The sequence below is a fragment of the Streptomyces sp. NPDC104814 genome, from assembly GCF_055583185.1.
The window spans coordinates 284,388-301,020 of the sequence record NZ_JBVJOL010000007.1 but is presented as its reverse complement, the minus strand read 5'-3'; the positions used below and the strand labels follow the sequence as shown (position 1 = coordinate 301,020).

Here is a 16,633-nt window from a genome sequence, read left to right as displayed (position 1 = left end):
CACGGCCGCCGGCGGCCGTGGCGGCTGACCGGACCCGAGCCGAAGGAGAACGACATGCGTGAGGCGCCCGCCCGTGAAGGACCGCTCGCGGGACGCGTCGCCGTCGTCACCGGCGCCGCCCGCGGAGTCGGCGAGGCCCTCGCGCGTCGTCTGTCCGAGGACGGCATGCGGGTCGCCCTGCTCGGCCGCGAGGCGGCGACCCTGCACCGAGCCGCCGCCTCCCTCACCGGCCCCACCCTCTGCGTCGAGGCCGACGTGACCGACCAGGCCGCCCTGGACCGTGCCGCACGGCAGGTCGAGGACCGGCTCGGCCCCGCCTCCGTCGTCGTGGCCAACGCGGGCATCGCCGCGGGCGGCCCGTTCCAGCGCACCGACGCCGACCTGTGGCGGCGCGTCATCGACGTCAACCTCGTCGGATCGGCGAACACCGCCAGGGCCTTCCTCCCGCAACTCACCCGCGGCCGCGGCTACTTCCTGCAGATCGCCTCCACGGCCGCCTTCGGGTCCGCGCCCCTGATGAGCGCGTACTGCGCCTCCAAAGCGGGCGCGGAATCCTTCGCCCAGGCACTGCGGGGCGAGGTGGAGCCCGCCGGTGTGACGGTGGGGATCGCCTATCTGCACTGGACCGGTACCGACATGGTCACCGGCATCGACGACCACCCGGTCCTCGTGGCGCTGCGCCGTCACCAGCCGTGGTTCGCACGCCGGGTGCACAGCCCCGCCGAGGTCGCCGACCGGCTCGCCACCGGCATCGCGCACCGCGCCCCGCACGTCTACGCACCCGGGTGGCTGCGCTGGTGTCTGCCGCTGCGACCGCTCTTCCCCGCCGTGGTGAGCCGCGTCGCACGGCGGGAACTGCGCGGGCGGTCCACGGACGAGATGGCGGCCGACGTGGGCGTCCTCGGCGCGGGCGGCCGCGCCGACTGGGAAGCGTATGTGACCGCCGCCCGCGCCGACCCCCGTCCCGGTCCGCGAACGCCCTGAGCCGGCTTCTCAGGCCGAGGGCGCGGAGGGTGAACCGGTGGCCGAGGGGGAGCGGCGCAGCGGGGCCAGCTGGTCGAAGCAGTAGTAGACGGCGAGCACGGCATGCGTGGCGAGCATGGCGACGGGACTGACGTAGGCGAGGGCGACGGTCGCCAGGTAGCACACCCCTCCGACGCCGAAGCGGCCCAGCGCGGCGCGCAGATCCGACGGGGCGACCGGGGTGCGCAGGGCCCGCGCGTCCCCCGTGAAGGACAGCAGGAGCAGGGAGAAGGCGATCCCCATGACGACCATCGTCGCGGCGTAGACCGCGGCGGCGGTGTGCGCGTCGGTGTCCCGCCCGGTCAGATACGTGGCGAGCAGGCGGGTGGGGAACGGGATCACGGAGACGGCGAGCAGAAGGAAGAGGTTCGCGAACAGCGTCCGGCGGCCCACCCGGTGCGCCAGGCCGCACAGGGCGTGGTGGTTGATCCAGATGATCCCGATGACGAGGAAGCTGACCAGGTACGCGAAATAGGCCGGCCACTGCCGGCCGAGCGCGTGGGCGAGCGACTCGCCGTGCAGGGCGTCGGGCTCCGGCACCCGCAGATCCAGCACGAGCAGTGTGATGGCGATGGCGAACACGCCGTCACTGAACGCCTCCAGACGCGCGGTGCTGAAGTCGGCCGCGCTGCGGCGCCCGGAGACGCCCGGCTCGGTGGTCATCACGGCTCCGGTGAGGAAGGGGACAGGGGTGGACCTCGGTCCGACCCTTCCCCACCGGGGCACGGAGGAACCCCCGCCCCGACGGCCCGTATCGAACTCCGCCCGACGTGAATGCGGTGAAGTCGCGCTGCGGGGGTACCGGCACAGGACGTGTACATGTCTGCCCGGGAGGGGCCGATGGAAGCGGTGAAGCAGTTGCGGCAGCTCAGGACCGTGTACGCCTGGGGCGCGGCCGCCTGGAGCGGGTGTCTGCTGCTCACCTTCGTGGGGGAGCGCGGGACGACCCGGCAGACGGTGCTGCTGCTGGTGCTCCTCGCCGCCTTCCTGACCCTGCTGCTGTGGTCGACCTGGTGCCTGTGGGAGTCCGGGGCGCTGCGCGCGGTGAAGCGGCGGCCCGAGCCCGCGAGCGGTACGGCAGCGCGAGGCGGGGCAGGCGAGAGGTGACCTAGGGAGGATCACCATGACGACGTACGTCATCTCCGTGCCGGGCACGTTCACCGGCGGGGCCGCGCACGACGTGCGGGAGGAACTGGTGCGCGCGCTGCGCCCGGCCGACCCGCACCGCACGCACATGGGGGAGCGCGAGGACATCGACATCCTCACCGTCCATGACGACGACACCTTCACCGTCCGCCTCACCGTGGAGGCGGACAGCGGCCCCGACGCGGAGGGCAAGGCCCGCCGGCTCACCGAGTCCGCGCTGAACGCCGTCGGCCTGGACGACGGCGCGGCACTCCTGGGCCCGGCCGTGGTCACGGGCATCGACACCGGGGCGTGAAGCGGCGAGCGCTCACGCGGCACGCCCGCGCAGGTCACACGTTCGGGTGAAGCAGGGCTGTCCGTCCCCGCTCGCCGCATGACCGCGGCCGCCCGGGGGATGACCTCGTCAGCGCTGCCGGAGCGGCGGACGAAGGGAGCCTGCCGTGAGCGAGACCGTCTTCGTCGCGGACTTCACCTCCGAGAGCCAGTGGGTCGCGGGGCGGTCCTGGGCCTACCCGGACGGCGGCCCCACCAACCCGGGCGACGACAAGCTCGACCATCTCACCGCCGACCCCGCCTACGCCCGCACCGGCACGTTCCGCGCCACGCGCCGGTCCGACGGCCTGTGGGACACGGGCCTGCTGACCACGGAGGACAGCGCCGAGGGCTTCATGGTGCGCACCGGCGACCGCCTGGAGACCCGGGTCCGGCTGCCCGTCGGGCTCGGCGCCTGGCCGGCGATCTGGACGTGGCGCGACGGCGGCAACGAAGTGGATGTGTTCGAGTACCACCCGGACAACCCCGACCTGCTGGAGCTCACCAACCATGTGCGCCCCGGCGGCCGTTACGTCCACGACGACGCCGTCCGCCCCGGCGGGACCGTCGACCTCGCCGTGACGTTCGGCAGACGTGACGTCATCTGGTGGCTGAACGGCCGCGAGGTCTTCGCCGACGGCCGCGGGGTGGGCTCCCACTGGCACGCCTACCTGATCGTCAACCTCTCGGTGTGCGCGGGCCGCTACCACCCCCCGCCCGAACCCACGGCGGACGAGCTGTCGTACGAGGTCCAGAGCCTGCTCGTACGCCGGTGAGGGGGCGTGTGGATAGGGTGGTGGACCGCCGACCCAGGAGCTGCCCGTGCCCGCCCGCCCCCGTGTGCTGTTCGTGACCGACCTCGCCTATCCGGCCCGCGGGCGCCGCTACTGCGACGAGGACATCTTCCTGTCCGCACGGCTGCGGGACGACTTCGACATCGCCTTGTGCCACCCGCTGGACGCCGCCGTCCTCATGGACGCCTTCGACGCGGTCGTCGTCCGCAACAGCGGCCCCGTGCTGCACTACCAGCAGGAGTACGACGCCTTCCGCGAGCAGGCACTCGCCCGAGGCACCCGGGTGTACAACCCGCTGACCGGCCGCGGGGACATGGCCGGCAAGCAGTACCTGCTCGAACTCACGGCGGCCGGATTCCCGGTCATCCCCACCGTCGACCGGCCCGAGGACCTCGCCGCGCTGCCGGACACCGACGGCTACGTGGTCAAGCCGAAGGCGGGCGCGGACTCCATAGGCCTCAGAGTCGTGCCCCGCGCCGCGCTGGACGACCTGACCTACGGCGACGTGCTGGTCCAGCCCCGCGTCGACTTCCGCCACGAGGTGTCCTTCTACTACGTCGACCACGCCTTCCAGTACGCCCTGTACGCCCCCGACCCCGAGCGCCGCTGGGTCCTCGAGCCCTACGAGGCCACCGCGGCGGACCTGGACTTCGCCCGCCGCTTCATCGACTGGAACACCCTCGCCCACGGCATCCAGCGGGTGGACGCCTGCCGTACCCGGGAGGGCGACCTGCTGCTGGTGGAGCTGGAGGACCTCAATCCCTACCTGTCCCTGGACCGCGTCGACGAGCCCGTCCGTGACGCCTTCGTCGCCGCCATGACGGCCTCCCTGCGAAGCTTCCTGGACTGAGGGCGCGTGCGGCGTCAGCCGGGGAAGCGGCCGGTGGAGCGCAGTTCCCAGCGGCGCTCGGCGTACGCGAGGTCGTCGCGCCACAGTCGTCCCGACGCCGCGCGCATCAGCGGACGCAGCAGCGGGGCCGCTCGCCGGGCGACGACGAAGCCACGGCGGTCGGAGGCGGCCAGCACGGCCTCGACGACCGCGGTACGCGGCCGGCCGTGCGCGTCGGCGCCCAAGGGCGTGGCGTGCGTCTCCACGACGGACCCTTCCCCCTCGCCCCGCGTGATGCGCATGACGACGGTGCGCGGCCCGGGAGCGGTGAACACGGCCCGCACCGGCACGACCAGCCGCCCCGCCACCTTGAACGAGACGTCCACGGTGAAGGCGTCGTCACCGTCCTCGGGCGTGCCGACCACGGTGAGGTCGACGAACGAGTACGGGTGGAACCACGCCCCGTGCCACGGGTCCAGGCGGTTGGCCAGCACGTCACCGGGCTCGCAGACACCGGTGCCGGTGTAGACGGCCGTCAGGGCGCGCTCGCGCCCGGGACGAGGGGGCACGACCGGCGCGTCCGTCGGCGTCTCCCCGCCGGCCGCGTCGAGGCGCACCCACACCAGGACGCCGTCGTCGTGCACCGGCAGCGGCGTCCACCCGGCGTAGGGCCGGCCGTCGAGAGCCAGTCCGTGCCAGTGGCACACCAGCGCGCCGCAGCGCACCGGGCTGTCGCGCAGCGGCGCCCCCAGGTGCGGGCACATGCCGGGGCCGCCGACGAGCCGGCCGTCGGCGCCGCGCCAGACGACCACCTCCTCACCCGCGACCGTGCGGGCCAGCGGGCGGTCACCGCGTACCGCGCCGGACGCGCCGACGACGTACCAGTTCCCCGAGGCACGTGCCTCGGCGCGTTTGAGGGCCTGGGCGATCAGCGCCGGCTTGGCCTCGCGCCAGGTGGGCCGTTGCCGGTCCCACGGCACGGGGCTGCGGCGCAGCGACAGGGGGATGCGGCGGGGGCTCACGCGACCTCCTCCGGGACGGGCCGGTCCGCCCGGACGGGCGTGACGGCGGGCAGGGGCGCCGGCAGTGGGGGCAGCGGGCGGCGGGCGCGGGCGTGCCACCGGGCGAGGGCCACCCGGGTCAGGCCGTCGGCGGCCACCACGGCCCGGTGCCGGCGCGGGACCACCGCACGGCGGTGCAGCACGGCGTACCCGTCCCGGGCGACGGCGTCGAGAATGCCGCCGTACAGGACGAACGCGGTGCGGATGCAGGGGCGGGAGACCGGGTCGAGCATGGCGATCCCCGGCGCCGCCTGGCGGTACACGCCCCGTGTGAGCGCCGCGAACTCCTCCAGGGCGGCGGTGATCCGGCGGTCGCGGCGGCCCGAGTCACGGCTCCAGCGCAGCAGTGCGCGGTCGACGCCATGGCCGGCGAGCAGGTCGGCGGGCAGGTAGACCCGGCCGCGGTCCAGATCCTCGCCGACGTCCCGCAGGAAGTTGCTCAGCTGGAAGGCCACCCCGAGCGCGGCGGCGTGCGGTGCGGCCACTTCGCGGGGCACCACCGTGCCGAGGACGGGCAGCATCTGCAGGCCGATCACGGCGGCGGATCCGTGCATGTAGCGGCGCAGGTCGGCATACGTGGGGTAGTCCGTGACCGTGAGGTCGCAGCGCATCGCGGTCATGAAGTCGCGGAAGTGCGCGGGGTCGATGCCGTAGCGGCGGGCGGTGTCGGCGAGGGCGAGGACCACCGGTTCCTCGCTGTGCCCGCCGCGCAGACCCGCGGCCAGGGCCCGGTCGAGCCGTGTCAGCGCCTCGACGCGGACGGCGGTGTCCGCGGCGGGATCGAGCGAGTCGACGATGTCGTCGGCCCAGCGCGCGAACCCGTACAGGGCGTGGACGGCGGGCCTGCGCTCGACGGGCAGCAGCCGGGTGGCGAGGAAGTACGTCTTGCCGTGCCGCGCGTTGAGGGTGCGGCAGCGCCGGTACGCGGCGCGCAGCACCGGGTCGCCGATGCCCGCCGCGTCCAGTTCCCGGTCGGTCATACGGTGGTCTCCTTCGACGGGGCCGGGCGGATGCCGGCCGGGATGCGGCCCGGTCGGCCGGTGACGCGGGCGGCGGCGAGCTTCCCCGACACGAGCACGGTCGGCACGCCGACGCCCGGGGTGGTGCCGCAGCCGGCGAGGACGGCGTTCTCGGTGCCGCGCACCAGGTTGCGGGGCCGGAACGGGCCGGTCTGGGCGAAGGTGTGGGCCGCGGAGAAGGGCGTACCGGCGGCGTGGCCCTGCGCCTGCCAGGCGGCCGGGGTGACCAGGCACTCCTCCTCGATCGCGTCCCCGATGCCGTGCAGGCCGCGCCGCTCCAGCTCTCGCAGCAGCGTCGCCCGGTAGCGGGGGGCGAGGTCGCCCCACGCGGCGGCGCCCGGGCCGATGTCGGTGTTGGGGCAGGGCGCGAGGATGTAGTGCAGGTGGCGGCCCGGCGGGGCCAGCCCGGGATCGGTCGCGGTGGGACGGGTGATCAGCAGGGACGGATCGCTCATCAGCCGCCCGGTGCGCGTCAGCTCGTCGAAGGTGCCGCTCCAGGCGGCCCCGAACGACAGGGTGTGGTGGGCGAGTTGCGGCCAGGTGCGGTCGGTGCCGGCGTGCAGGACGACGGCGGACGGGGAGTGCCGCAGCCGCACCGGGCGCCGGGGCCGGCGGCCCAGCAGGCGGTAGGAGACGGGCAGGTCCGGGGTGAGCACGACCGCGTCGCAGGGGATGCGGTCCTGGTCGGTGACGACCGCGGTGACCCGCGCGCCGGACCGCTCCAGCCGGGTCACCTGCCGGCCGAACCGCAGCTCGGCGCCCGCGTCGGCGGCGGCGTCCGCCATCGCCTGCGGCAGCGCGTGCATCCCGCCGCGCGGGAAGTAGACCCCGGCGACGGTGTCCATGTAGGCGATCACGGCGTACGCGGCCAGCGCTCGCGCCGGCGGCACACCGGCGTACAGCGCCTGGAAGGAGAAGACCCGCCGCAGCCGCTCGTCGTCCAGGAAACGGCCGATCCGGGCGTCCAGGCGGCCGAAGCCGCCGAGCGCCGCCAGCCGGGCCAGGTCCGCGTTGACCAGGCCGAGGGGCGAGTCGAAGTTCGCGTCGATGAAGCGGCCCATCTGCGCTCGGTACAGCCGCTCCAGCCAGGTCCGCAGCCGCCGGTACCCGGCCGCCTCACGGACTCCGGCGAAGCGTTCCACCTCCGCCGCCATGGCGTCCGCGTCGGTGTGCACGTCCAGCGTGCTGCCGTCCGCGAAGCAGGCCCGGTACGCCGGATGCAGGGCGATCAGCTCCATCCGCCGGTACAGGCTGTCGCCGACGGCGGCGAACGCCTCGTCGGCCAGGTCCGGCATGGTCAGCACGGTGGGTCCGGTGTCGATCCGGTAACCGCCGAGTTCGAGGCGTCCGGCCCGGCCGCCGGGCAGCGCGTCCCGTTCCACGACCGTGACCCGGCGCCCGGCGCCCAGCAGATGGAGCGCGGCCGACAGGCCCGCGAGGCCGGCCCCCACGACCACGACGTGGTCCGTACGACCGGGCAGCCGGTGTGTCATCGTCCGCACTCCCGCCCGCCGAGGCCCGGCGCCCGAGCCGGATCGGGGCCGCCCTCGGCGGCCCGGCGCAGCAGCGTCCGCAACCGGCTCCCGGCCTCCGCGTCGAGCGACGCGCCGTCGAAGTGCCGCAGCCCCCGCTCCACCAGGCGGGCGACCTTCGCCCCGACCACGGCCCGGGCACCGGTCGCCTCCAGCACCTCGCGCACGTCCGCGAGGCCCGCGTCCGTCAGGCCGGTGTCCCCGAGCGACCTGTCCAGCACGGCCAGAGCACGGTCGTCGCCGGCTGCCGCCGCCCGCGCCCGGGCCAGGGCCGTCAGATACGTCGGCTTGCCCTCACGGATGTCCGCGCCCCCGCTCTTCCCGGTCCGTCCGGGATCACCGAAGACGTCGTCCAGGTCGTCGCACAGCTGGAACGCCATGCCGACACAGCGCCCCGCGGCGTCCAGCGCGCTCACCGTCCGTTCGTCGGCGCCGGCGAGCGAGGCACCCAGCGCCAGGGGCCGCGCCACGGAGTACAGGGCGCTCTTGAGGCATGCGGTGTGCAGAGCGCGCGGCAGCGCCTGCGCGGAGGTCACCTGGCCGTGCACGTCGAGGTACTGGCCCGCGACCATCTCCGTGCGCATGTCGCTCCACAGCCGCCGCACCGGCCGTACCGCGGGCGCGGGGAGGACCGTCTCGGCGACCAGGTCGTCCGCCCAGGCGAGGGCCAGATCGCCGGCCAGGATGCCGGCCGCGTCCCCGAACCGTCCGGCGCGCCCGGCGGGGGCCGAACCGGCGTACCGGGTGCGCAGCTCCTGGTGCAGCGCGGGCCGGCCCCGCCGCAGCAGCGCACCGTCCATGACGTCGTCGTGCACCAGGGCGCAGGTCTGCAGCAGTTCCAGCGCGGCGCCGATCCGCAGGGCCGCCGTGACGCTCGCCCGCTCCTCGCCGCCGCCGCACGCGCGCAGCGCCCACCACAGCAGTTGCGACCTGGTGCGTTTGCCGCCGGCCCGGGTGAAGTCCGCGACGCCGGCCGCGAGGTCCGTGGCGAACTGCTCGTCCACGGCGTGCGCGCGGGCGACGCGCTCGGTGAGGACACCGTCGAGGACACGTCCGACGGCGGCGGGCACGTCGGCGTCGACCTGGCGCGCGTCACAGGTCTCCGCCGGGCGGATGGCACCCGTCCGGTCCGTGTGCGCCGGGCCTTTCGGCTCGTCCGGGCGCGTCCGTCCGGGCGATCCCGGCACCGGAAGCAGGCGCGGGACGGGCGGCGGCGCGGCGCCGTGGTGTTCCTTCGCCTGTGTGGGGCTCATCCCGCTTCCTCTCGTCGTGATCGCGATGCACTCGTCGCCACATGCTTCGGCGCGTCGGCCGGGTCCGGATGCGCAGGCGGCCGGCGACGTGTGCGCCGGTGACCGCGCGATGTCCTTTCCCCGTCCGTCGCCGGGGGAACGGCGGAGCACCGCACACGAGTGACCCGCATCCGTTCGGGCACACGGGCGGGAACACCGGCAGGCGGGCGAGGGGATCGGGCACACGGCCGGGTCCACCCGCGGGCGGGCGAGGGGATCGGGCACACGGCCCGGTCCACCGGCACGCGGGCGCGCGGGACATGGTCAGGAGGAGGCGTGGTGCTGGAGGCGGAGGTGGCGGTGGTCGGCGCCGGGGCCGCGGGGCTGTCCCTCGCCCACCGCCTGAGCGGGCACGCGCCGGGACTGCGGACGCCGTCCGTGATCCTGCTGGACGCCCCGCCCGGCCCGCTGCGCCCGCCGAGCCGCACCTGGTGCTTCTGGGAGCGCGGCCGGGGGCGGTTCGACGCCGCGGTCACGGCCTGCTGGGAGCGGCTGCGGGTGCGTCCCCCCGTGGGCACCCCGATCGAGGACGGCATCGCGCCGCTGCGCTACAAGATGATCCGCTCCGACGACTTCGAGGACCTGGTCGGCCGGGACCTCGCGCACAGCCCCAACGTGCGCCGGCTCCAGGCCACCGTGGAGACGGTGGAGGACGTCACCGGCGGCGCCCGCGTGCACCTGCGGGACACCGACGGCACGCACCGCGTCCTGCACACCCGCTGGGTCCTCGACTCCCGCCCACTGGGCAGCCTGCCGGCCGCACGCACCACCCTGCTCCAGCACTTCCACGGCTGGTTCGTCCGCACGGCCCGGCCGGCCTTCGACCCCGGCGTCGCCGACCTGATGGACTTCCGCACGCCCCAGCCCGCCGACGGCCTCTCCTTCGGCTACGTCCTGCCCACCGGACCGCACGAGGCGCTCGTCGAGTACACCGAGTTCTCACCGCGGACCCTGACCGCGAGTGGCTACGAGGCGGCGGTACGGCACTACGCCGACGACGTCCTGCGCCTCGGCGCGAGGGAGGTCCTCGCCACCGAGACCGGCGTCATCCCGATGACGGACGCTCCGATCGCCCGGCAGACCGGCGCGTCCGTCTTCCGGGTCGGCGCCGCCGGGGGCGCCACCCGCCCCGCCACCGGGTACACCTTCGCCGGTCTGCAACGCCAGACACGGGCCGTCGCCGCCGCGTTGCGCGAAGGGCGCCGCCCGATGCCGCCGTCCGCCCACTCCGTGCGTTCGCGCGCCATGGACGCCGTACTGCTGCGCGCCCTGGCGAGCGGCCGGGTCGACGGTCCGGCGCTGTTCAGCGGGTTGTTCGCCCGGGTCCCCATGGCCCGGCTGCTGCGTTTCCTGGACGGGGACACCCGCCTGCACGAGGACCTCGCCATCGGCCTGCGCACCCCGATCCGCCCGATGCTCCACTCGGCACTGGAACTCCCCTCCCTGCCCCGCCGCCCCTGCGACTGACGCCCCGACACCCGCCCCTCCCCTTCCCTCTCTGGAGACCGCATGACCCTGCTGCGCGACGAGGACCTCGCCGCCGCCTTCGACCACGCCTCCCGCAGCTACGACACGCTGGTGGCCGCGAACCCCGGCTACCACGCCCATCTGCGGCGCTCGGTACGCAGGCTCGGCCTGCCCGGGCACGGTGAGGGACTGCGCCTGCTCGACCTCGGCTGCGGCACCGGCGCCTCGACCGCCGCGCTGCGCTCCGCCCTGCCGGCCGCGGACATCACGGCCGTCGATGCCTCCGCCGGCATGCTGGAGCGGGCCGCCGCCAAGCCGTGGGCGGACGGCGTGACCTTCGTCCACGCGCCGGCGGAGCGGCTGGCGGAGGCGGGCGTCAAGGGTCCGTTCGACGCGGTCTTCGCCGCCTACCTGCTGCGCAACGTCGACGACCCCGACGCCGTGCTGGCCGCCGTGCGCGAGCTGCTGGCGCCCGGCGGACGGCTCGGCGTGCACGAGTACACCCTCAGCGGACGCGCCGTGGACCGCGCGGTGTGGACCCTGGTGTGCCGTGGTGTCGTCCAGCCCGCGGGCGCGGCCCTCGGCGACGGCGCCCTCTACCGTCATCTGTGGCGCAGCGTCGTCGACTTCGACACCGCCGGCCGTTTCGCGGACCGGCTGCGCACGGCCGGCTTCGACCACGTACGGGCCCTGCCGCTGCCGGGCTGGCAGACCGGCATCACCCACACCTTCGTCGCACGCCGCCCGAAGGCCACGCGATGACCGGCGACCACCGGGGGACCGGGGAGGCGGCAGCGGGCGGCGACCAGTGGGCGACCGGGGGTCCGGCGGTGGCCGAGGGCCGCGCCGTGCCCGGCGGGCGTCCGGCCGCCGGTCCGGCGGGCGTCCGGCGCGGGCGGGACCGACGGGCCCGGGTCGTGCCCGGCCCCCAGGGCAGGCGGCGCGCCGACGGCGCCCCTCCCACCGCGGCGGTCGTCGGCGGCGGCATCGCCGGGCTGGCGGCGGCCACGGCACTGGCCGAGCGCGGCGTGGCGGTCACCCTCTACGAGCGGCAGCCCTACCTCGGCGGCCGCGTCGGCGGCTGGCCCACCCGTCTGGCGGACGGCACCCCCGTGACGATGAGCCGGGGCTTCCACGCCTTCTTCCGCCAGTACTACAACCTGCGCGGACTGCTGCGCCGTACCGACCCCGCGCTGGAGCGGCTCACCGGTCTGCCGGACTATCCGCTGCTGCACGCCGGCGGGGCCCGGGACGGCTTCCGGCGCGTCCCGCGCACCCCGCCCTTCAGCGCCCTCGGCTTCGCCCTGCTCAGCCCGTCCTTCGGGCTGCGCGACCTGCGCGCCCTGGACCCGGTGGCGGCGCTGCCCCTGTTCGACGTGCGCGTCCCCGACGTGTACACCCGGCTGGACGGCATCAGCGCCCATGACTTCCTCGACGCCGTCCGCTTCCCTGACCAGGCCCGCCATCTGGCCTTCGAGGTGTTCTCCCGCAGCTTCTTCGCCGACCCGCGCCGGCTGTCCGCGGCCGAGCTGGCATTGATGTTCCACATCTACTTCCTCGGCTCCGCCGAGGGCCTGCTGTTCGACGTGCCCCGGGCACCCTTCCCGGCCGCCCTGTGGGACCCCCTCGCCGGCTACCTGAGGGGGCACGGCACCGTGGTGCGCACGGGCACATCCGTCGACCACGTGGCACCCCACGCAGACGGCGGCCACCGGATCACCACCGACCAGGACGAGACCCACCACGACGGCGTCGTCCTCGCTCTGGACACCACCGGACTGCGCTCCCTCGTCGCCCGCTCGGACCGCCTGGGCGACGCCCCCTGGCGTGAGCGGATCGCACGGCTGCGCACCGCCCCGCCGTTCCTGGTCACCCGCCTGTGGCTGGACCGGCCCGTCGCCGCGGACCGGCCGGGCTTCCTGGGCACCAGCGGGTTCGGCACCCTGGACAACATCAGTGTCCTGGAACGCTGGGAGGACGAGGCCGCCCGCTGGGCCACGCGCACCGGGGGGTCGGTCGTGGAACTCCACGCCTACGCGGTACCGCCCGAGGCGCCCCGCGACGTCGAGGAGAAGCGTCTCGTCGAGCAACTGCACCGGGTCTATCCGGAGACACGTGCGGCCACCGTCGTCGACAGCCGCCACGAATGGCGCGAGGACTGCCCGCTGTTCCCGGTGGGCGGCTACCTCGACCGCCCCACCGTCCGCACCCCCGACCCGCGCCTGACGGTGGCCGGTGACCTGGTGCGCACCGACCTCCCCGTGGCACTGATGGAACGGGCGGCGACGACCGGCTTCCAGGCCGCCAACGCCCTGCTGGAGCAATGGGGTCTGCGGGGCCAGACCCTCTGGACGGTCCCGGACCGCGGCCGCAACGCCGTGCTGCGGGGACTGGCGCGGTGGGTGAGCGGATGAGAGAGGCCGCCTGAGGGGCAGGAAGACGTCCACTCGGGAAGCCGTCTTGTAAGGTCCGCTCCCGTGGGAACGGACATCGACGGAGTGATCGAGTGCCACACGGACGGTCACCGCTGGCGGGTCGAGGCCGACGTGCTCGACCTCGGGCTGGGACGCGACTACGACGCGTGGGGGTGCCTCTTCGACGTCCGCGGAGCGGAGAGCATCGACAGACCGCTCTTCGCAGACCGCGGACTGCCGGACGACGTCTGTGACGCGGTACGGGAAGCCGCCGTCGGCGACCACCTGCACGGACACACCCATGTCACCTGGGCCGACGTCGAGGCGGCCGACTGGGACGCTCCGGTCACGGACCGGCCCGCCTGGTACTGGGCCGCCGAATGGCGGGAGGGCGCCCACGGACTCGTCTTCCACGACGTCGTCCGGGCCACGCCCGACCTGGGTGACGCGGCGGCCGACACCTTCGGCGGGCACAAGCTGCTCGCGCCCGCCGAGTGGCCGCCGGGCGGCGAAGTGCGGCTGGACGGTGCGGTGTACCGCCCCGTCGTCCTCACGGCGCGGATGCTCGCGCCGCCGGACGAGGAGCCGTGGATCCGGCTCTGGGCGGCGATGCGCGACCTCGCCGGCGTCCACGGGGACGACCACGTGCGACTGGTCGTCTGGTTCGGATGACGGGCCGGGCCCGCGGCCGCGGCCCGTCGGCGCGGCCGGCCGCCCTCAGCCCGCCGACCGGCCGGCGTGGGCGCGTACATCGCCGCCCCGGCTCCTGAGCGGCACACCCGCTTCACCGAGCACGCGGTGCACGAAGCCGTACGAGCGGCCGTGGGCCTCCGCTATCGCGCGGATCGAGCGCCCCTCCTCGTACTCCTTCTTCATCACCTCGGCCAGCTCCCTGCGCGCCGTACCCGTGATCCACTTCCGCTTGTCCACGACGATCTCCTCTCGCGACGTCGGATGTGATCACCGGTTGCCCGTCTCGCCGCGATCCATGTCGCCGATTCGGCGTCCGCTCCCGGCTAGAACGCGTACCGGATCCGCAGCCAGGGCGCGTGCGTGGCGACGAGCCGGCGCAGGGCGTCCACCGCCTCCGCCTTGACACCGTTGCGGTAACGGACGTTCAGGGCCCCGTTCTGCGAGCGTTTGGCCTGCTGGAGGCCGGGCTGCCACAGCAGTTCCTCGCCGCGGGGGTGCCAGCCGAGGTTGACCTCGTGCAGGTCCTCGTTGTGGGTCAGCATGATCACCTCGGCCGCCGCCTGCCGCTTGACCGGCTCGGGCAGCACATCGTCGAGGTGTCGCAGCAGCTCGGCCCACGCCTCCTGCCAGCCGGGGCGCAGCACGACGGGGGAGAGGTTGAAGTGCACCTCGTAGCCGGCCTCCAGGAAGTCCCCGGCGGCCGCGACGCGGTCGGCGACCGACGACGTGCGCAGGTCCAGGAGGCGGGAGTCCTCCGCGGGCATGAGGGAGAAGCGGATCCGGGTACGGCCGCGCGGGTCGTAGTCGAGCAGACCGGGATTGACGAACTTGGTCGCGAAGGACGCCTTGGCCGTGGGCCAGTGCCGGAAGGCGTGCACCAGATCGGCGGTGTTGTCGCAGATCAGGGCGTCCACCGAGCAGTCGCCGTTCTCCCCGATGTCGTAGACCCAGGCCGTGTCGTCGCACTGGTTCGGCTCGGGCTTCCTGCCCTGGCGTGCGATGTGCCGGCCGAGGTGGGCGATGATCCGGTCGATGTTGGTGAAGACGGTGATCGGATTGGCGTACCCCTTGCGGCGCGGCACATAGCAGTACGCGCAGGCCATCGCGCAGCCGTTGGAGGGCCCCGGGGCGATCCAGTCGGCCGAGCGGCCGTTGGGACGCGTGGTGAGGGTCTTCTTCTCGCCGAGGACCAGGGTCTCGCCCTTGACGCGGACCCAGCGCTCGACGTTGCCCTCGTTGCCGTGCAGGCCGGGGATGCCCCAGTGGGACGCCACCTCGATCACACGGGCCTGCGGGAACCGGTCCAGGATCTGGCGGCCACGGGGCGAGGCGGCGGCGGCCGGCTCGGCGTAGATCTCCCGCACGGGCAGCAGCCGACGGGCCGTGGCACTGCCCCGGAACGCCGGGTCCCGCGAACCTCTGCCCCGGTCGGGCGGGGCAGCGCCGGGTGCGCCCAGGGCCTCCAGGCCGAACAGGGCGTCGGAGCCGTCGTCCGGTGCGGCGTGGGTCATCGAAGGGCTCCGGGAAGTGGCTCGGCCGCTGCGGCGCGTGCGTGTCGGTGCTGGTCGGTCCACTGTAGGACGCTCACGCGCGTGGTGCGGCGGTACGCGGTCACGCGCGCGTGGTGGGCCGTGCCACGCGGTGACGCGCGTGCGAGGTGGTGCCACGCCGTCACGCGCGCGTGGGGCGGCGGCGGGCGCAGCGGCGTCCGGTGCCTGGCTGAAGGCGCGACGGCCGGGTAGACGAGCGCTACGCGCGACCGCCCCGCGGTCCCGTGACCCGACGGACGACAAGGAGCGTCATGGCCACCGTGATGGAACGGATCAAGCAGTTCGCGCGCAGCCCGCAGGGCCGCCGCACCATGGAGCAGATACGGCGCCAGGCCGCCGACCCGCGCCGGCGCGCCCAGGCCCAGCGCCTCCTCGAGCGGCTCCGATCCCGCCGGTGACGCGGACGCGCCGGAAGTGACGGCTGACACGTTTGCCGTAGGCTGGGGGCATGACTCGCGCAACGCCGGGTAACGGCCCGACAGGGACGGCCCGGGGGCACGGAGCGGGCCGGAGCGATCAGGGAGGGTTCGAGATGGCGACGCGCGTCGGCACGACGACGGACACCGGCACACCACTGCCGCAGATCACCGACCCGCAGAAGATCGCCCCTCAGGACGCCCGTACCCTCACCCAGCTGTTCCTCCAACGGCTCGCGGTGCTCGAGGAGGGCACCGCCGAGTACCAGTACGCCCGCAACACGCTCATCGAGATGAACATGTCGCTGGTGCGCTACGCGGCCGGCCGGTTCCGCAGCGGGAACGGCCAGACGATGGAGGACGTCGTCCAGGTCGGCGTCATCGGGCTGATCAAGGCCATCGACCGGTTCGAGATCTCCCGCGAGGTGCAGTTCACGAGTTTCGCCGTGCCGTACATCGTCGGCGAGATCAAGCGGTTCTTCCGTGACACCTCCTGGGCCGTGCACGTGCCGCGCCGTCTGCAGGAGGCCCGCGCCGAACTGGCCAAGGCCACCGAGGAACTCCACACCCGGCTCGGCCGCGCCCCCCGGGTCGCCGAGCTGGCGGCGCTGATGAACCTCAGTGAGGACGAGGTCGTCGAGGCGCAGATCGCGGCGAACGGATTCACCTCCGCCTCGCTCGACGCCAGCATCAGCCAGGACCCCGACGACCACGAGACCGCGCTGGCCGAGGTCATCGGCGTGGAGGACCCGGCGTTCGAACTCGTCGAGAACTTCCACACCCTGGCCCCGCTCATCGCCGAACTCGGCGAGCGCGACCGGCTGATCCTGCATCTGCGGTTCGTCGAGGAGCAGACGCAGGCGCAGATCGGGGAGCAGCTGAACATCTCCCAGATGCATGTCTCCCGGCTGATCTCCCGCATCGTCGCCGGACTGCGGTCGCGGATGCTCGTCACCCACTGAGACAGAGCCGAACCCCGGGCGGGGGCGCCGTCGGTGCCCCCGCCCTCCGCATGCCCTCCGGCGACACCCGTCAGTGTCACCGGCCCTCCGCGTGCCCTCCACGTCTTCTCCCGGCGCGGTGAT

General features: G+C 74.5%; 18 protein-coding genes. 11 read left to right on the top strand and 7 right to left on the bottom strand.

What is annotated here, in order from left to right; all coding sequences use genetic code 11:
- Nucleotides 1-54: 54 nt before the first annotated feature.
- Nucleotides 55-984: an SDR family oxidoreductase gene (locus ACZ64A_RS24185; RefSeq protein ID WP_469813003.1), complete on the top strand. Its 930-nt coding sequence runs from the start codon at nt 55-57 to the stop codon at nt 982-984.
- 9 nt (nt 985-993) lie between these two features.
- On the opposite strand, the gene ACZ64A_RS24180 is transcribed toward ACZ64A_RS24185, so the two are convergent.
- Complete coding sequence (locus tag ACZ64A_RS24180) at nt 994-1,686, bottom strand: TMEM175 family protein (protein WP_469813001.1); 693 nt, start codon at nt 1,684-1,686, stop codon at nt 994-996.
- 156 nt (nt 1,687-1,842) lie between these two features.
- Between ACZ64A_RS24180 and ACZ64A_RS24175 the strand changes: the two genes are divergently transcribed.
- From ACZ64A_RS24175 to ACZ64A_RS24160, 4 genes are all read left to right on the top strand, one after another.
- Nucleotides 1,843-2,130 carry a hypothetical protein gene (locus tag ACZ64A_RS24175; protein ID WP_469812999.1) on the top strand — a complete coding sequence of 96 codons (288 nt, stop codon included), beginning with the start codon at nt 1,843-1,845 and terminating at the stop codon, nt 2,128-2,130.
- A gap of 16 nt (nt 2,131-2,146) precedes the next feature.
- On the top strand, nt 2,147-2,464 hold the full coding sequence (locus tag ACZ64A_RS24170) for a hypothetical protein (protein WP_469812997.1): 318 nt from the start codon (nt 2,147-2,149) through the stop codon (nt 2,462-2,464).
- Between the two features lie 145 nt (nt 2,465-2,609).
- The gene (locus tag ACZ64A_RS24165) at nt 2,610-3,257 is read left to right on the top strand and encodes a LamG domain-containing protein (protein ID WP_469812995.1); all 648 of its coding nucleotides are present in this window, start codon (nt 2,610-2,612) and stop codon (nt 3,255-3,257) included.
- Nucleotides 3,258-3,303: 46 nt separating this feature from the next.
- Nucleotides 3,304-4,125 carry an ATP-grasp domain-containing protein gene (locus tag ACZ64A_RS24160; RefSeq protein WP_469812993.1) on the top strand — a complete coding sequence of 274 codons (822 nt, stop codon included), beginning with the start codon at nt 3,304-3,306 and terminating at the stop codon, nt 4,123-4,125.
- Nucleotides 4,126-4,139: 14 nt separating this feature from the next.
- On the opposite strand, the gene ACZ64A_RS24155 is transcribed toward ACZ64A_RS24160, so the two are convergent.
- From ACZ64A_RS24155 to ACZ64A_RS24140, 4 genes are read right to left on the bottom strand one after another with little or no spacing between them, the layout of a single operon-like run.
- On the bottom strand, nt 4,140-5,126 hold the full coding sequence (locus tag ACZ64A_RS24155; protein WP_469812991.1) for a DUF5914 domain-containing protein: 987 nt from the start codon (nt 5,124-5,126) through the stop codon (nt 4,140-4,142).
- Nucleotides 5,123-6,145 carry a phytoene/squalene synthase family protein gene (locus tag ACZ64A_RS24150; protein ID WP_469812990.1) on the bottom strand — a complete coding sequence of 341 codons (1,023 nt, stop codon included), beginning with the start codon at nt 6,143-6,145 and terminating at the stop codon, nt 5,123-5,125. The genes ACZ64A_RS24155 and ACZ64A_RS24150 overlap by 4 nt, the downstream gene beginning before the upstream one ends.
- Nucleotides 6,142-7,677, bottom strand: coding sequence for a phytoene desaturase family protein (gene crtI / locus ACZ64A_RS24145; protein ID WP_469812989.1), 1,536 nt, complete (start codon nt 7,675-7,677; stop codon nt 6,142-6,144). The genes ACZ64A_RS24150 and crtI overlap by 4 nt, the downstream gene beginning before the upstream one ends.
- Complete coding sequence (locus ACZ64A_RS24140; protein ID WP_469812988.1) at nt 7,674-8,969, bottom strand: polyprenyl synthetase family protein; 1,296 nt, start codon at nt 8,967-8,969, stop codon at nt 7,674-7,676. The genes crtI and ACZ64A_RS24140 overlap by 4 nt, the downstream gene beginning before the upstream one ends.
- A gap of 318 nt (nt 8,970-9,287) precedes the next feature.
- Between ACZ64A_RS24140 and ACZ64A_RS24135 the strand changes: the two genes are divergently transcribed.
- From ACZ64A_RS24135 to ACZ64A_RS24120, 4 genes are all read left to right on the top strand, one after another.
- Nucleotides 9,288-10,475, top strand: coding sequence for a lycopene cyclase family protein (locus ACZ64A_RS24135; RefSeq protein WP_469813226.1), 1,188 nt, complete (start codon nt 9,288-9,290; stop codon nt 10,473-10,475).
- A gap of 42 nt (nt 10,476-10,517) precedes the next feature.
- Nucleotides 10,518-11,237, top strand: coding sequence for a class I SAM-dependent methyltransferase (locus ACZ64A_RS24130; RefSeq protein WP_469812986.1), 720 nt, complete (start codon nt 10,518-10,520; stop codon nt 11,235-11,237).
- The gene (locus ACZ64A_RS24125) at nt 11,234-12,889 is read left to right on the top strand and encodes an FAD-dependent oxidoreductase (protein WP_469812985.1); all 1,656 of its coding nucleotides are present in this window, start codon (nt 11,234-11,236) and stop codon (nt 12,887-12,889) included. Before ACZ64A_RS24130 ends, ACZ64A_RS24125 begins: the two co-directional genes overlap by 4 nt.
- A 63-nt stretch (nt 12,890-12,952) precedes the next feature.
- Nucleotides 12,953-13,561, top strand: coding sequence for a hypothetical protein (locus ACZ64A_RS24120; protein WP_469812984.1), 609 nt, complete (start codon nt 12,953-12,955; stop codon nt 13,559-13,561).
- 45 nt (nt 13,562-13,606) lie between these two features.
- On the opposite strand, the gene ACZ64A_RS24115 is transcribed toward ACZ64A_RS24120, so the two are convergent.
- Together ACZ64A_RS24115 and ACZ64A_RS24110 are read right to left on the bottom strand one after the other, a co-directional pair.
- Nucleotides 13,607-13,819, bottom strand: a complete 213-nt coding sequence (locus tag ACZ64A_RS24115; protein WP_469812983.1) for a helix-turn-helix domain-containing protein — start codon at nt 13,817-13,819, stop codon at nt 13,607-13,609.
- 86 nt (nt 13,820-13,905) lie between these two features.
- Nucleotides 13,906-15,093, bottom strand: coding sequence for a spore photoproduct lyase family protein (locus tag ACZ64A_RS24110; protein ID WP_469812981.1), 1,188 nt, complete (start codon nt 15,091-15,093; stop codon nt 13,906-13,908).
- A gap of 290 nt (nt 15,094-15,383) precedes the next feature.
- Here ACZ64A_RS24110 and ACZ64A_RS24105 point away from each other — a divergent pair, with 290 nt between their 5' ends.
- Together ACZ64A_RS24105 and ACZ64A_RS24100 are read left to right on the top strand one after the other, a co-directional pair.
- A complete protein-coding gene (locus ACZ64A_RS24105) occupies nt 15,384-15,530 on the top strand; it encodes a hypothetical protein (RefSeq protein WP_469812979.1) in 147 nt (48 codons plus the stop codon).
- Between the two features lie 134 nt (nt 15,531-15,664).
- Nucleotides 15,665-16,510: a SigB/SigF/SigG family RNA polymerase sigma factor gene (locus tag ACZ64A_RS24100; RefSeq protein WP_469812977.1), complete on the top strand. Its 846-nt coding sequence runs from the start codon at nt 15,665-15,667 to the stop codon at nt 16,508-16,510.
- The last annotated feature ends 123 nt before the right edge of the window (nt 16,511-16,633 follow it).

Bases quoted from the DNA above. Each gene is read 5' to 3' on its own strand.
- ACZ64A_RS24180 (WP_469813001.1), bottom strand. From the start codon at position 1,686: ATGACCACCGAGCCGGGCGTCTCCGGGCGCCGCAGCGCGGCCGACTTC.
- ACZ64A_RS24105 (WP_469812979.1), top strand. From the start codon at position 15,384: ATGGCCACCGTGATGGAACGGATCAAGCAGTTCGCGCGCAGCCCGCAG.
- crtI (WP_469812989.1), bottom strand. From the start codon at position 7,677: ATGACACACCGGCTGCCCGGTCGTACGGACCACGTCGTGGTCGTGGGG.
- ACZ64A_RS24175 (WP_469812999.1), top strand. From the start codon at position 1,843: ATGTCTGCCCGGGAGGGGCCGATGGAAGCGGTGAAGCAGTTGCGGCAG.
- ACZ64A_RS24185 (WP_469813003.1), top strand. From the start codon at position 55: ATGCGTGAGGCGCCCGCCCGTGAAGGACCGCTCGCGGGACGCGTCGCC.
- ACZ64A_RS24130 (WP_469812986.1), top strand. From the start codon at position 10,518: ATGACCCTGCTGCGCGACGAGGACCTCGCCGCCGCCTTCGACCACGCC.
- ACZ64A_RS24170 (WP_469812997.1), top strand. From the start codon at position 2,147: ATGACGACGTACGTCATCTCCGTGCCGGGCACGTTCACCGGCGGGGCC.
- ACZ64A_RS24150 (WP_469812990.1), bottom strand. From the start codon at position 6,145: ATGACCGACCGGGAACTGGACGCGGCGGGCATCGGCGACCCGGTGCTG.
- ACZ64A_RS24125 (WP_469812985.1), top strand. From the start codon at position 11,234: ATGACCGGCGACCACCGGGGGACCGGGGAGGCGGCAGCGGGCGGCGAC.
- ACZ64A_RS24100 (WP_469812977.1), top strand. From the start codon at position 15,665: ATGGCGACGCGCGTCGGCACGACGACGGACACCGGCACACCACTGCCG.
- ACZ64A_RS24140 (WP_469812988.1), bottom strand. From the start codon at position 8,969: ATGAGCCCCACACAGGCGAAGGAACACCACGGCGCCGCGCCGCCGCCC.
- ACZ64A_RS24110 (WP_469812981.1), bottom strand. From the start codon at position 15,093: ATGACCCACGCCGCACCGGACGACGGCTCCGACGCCCTGTTCGGCCTG.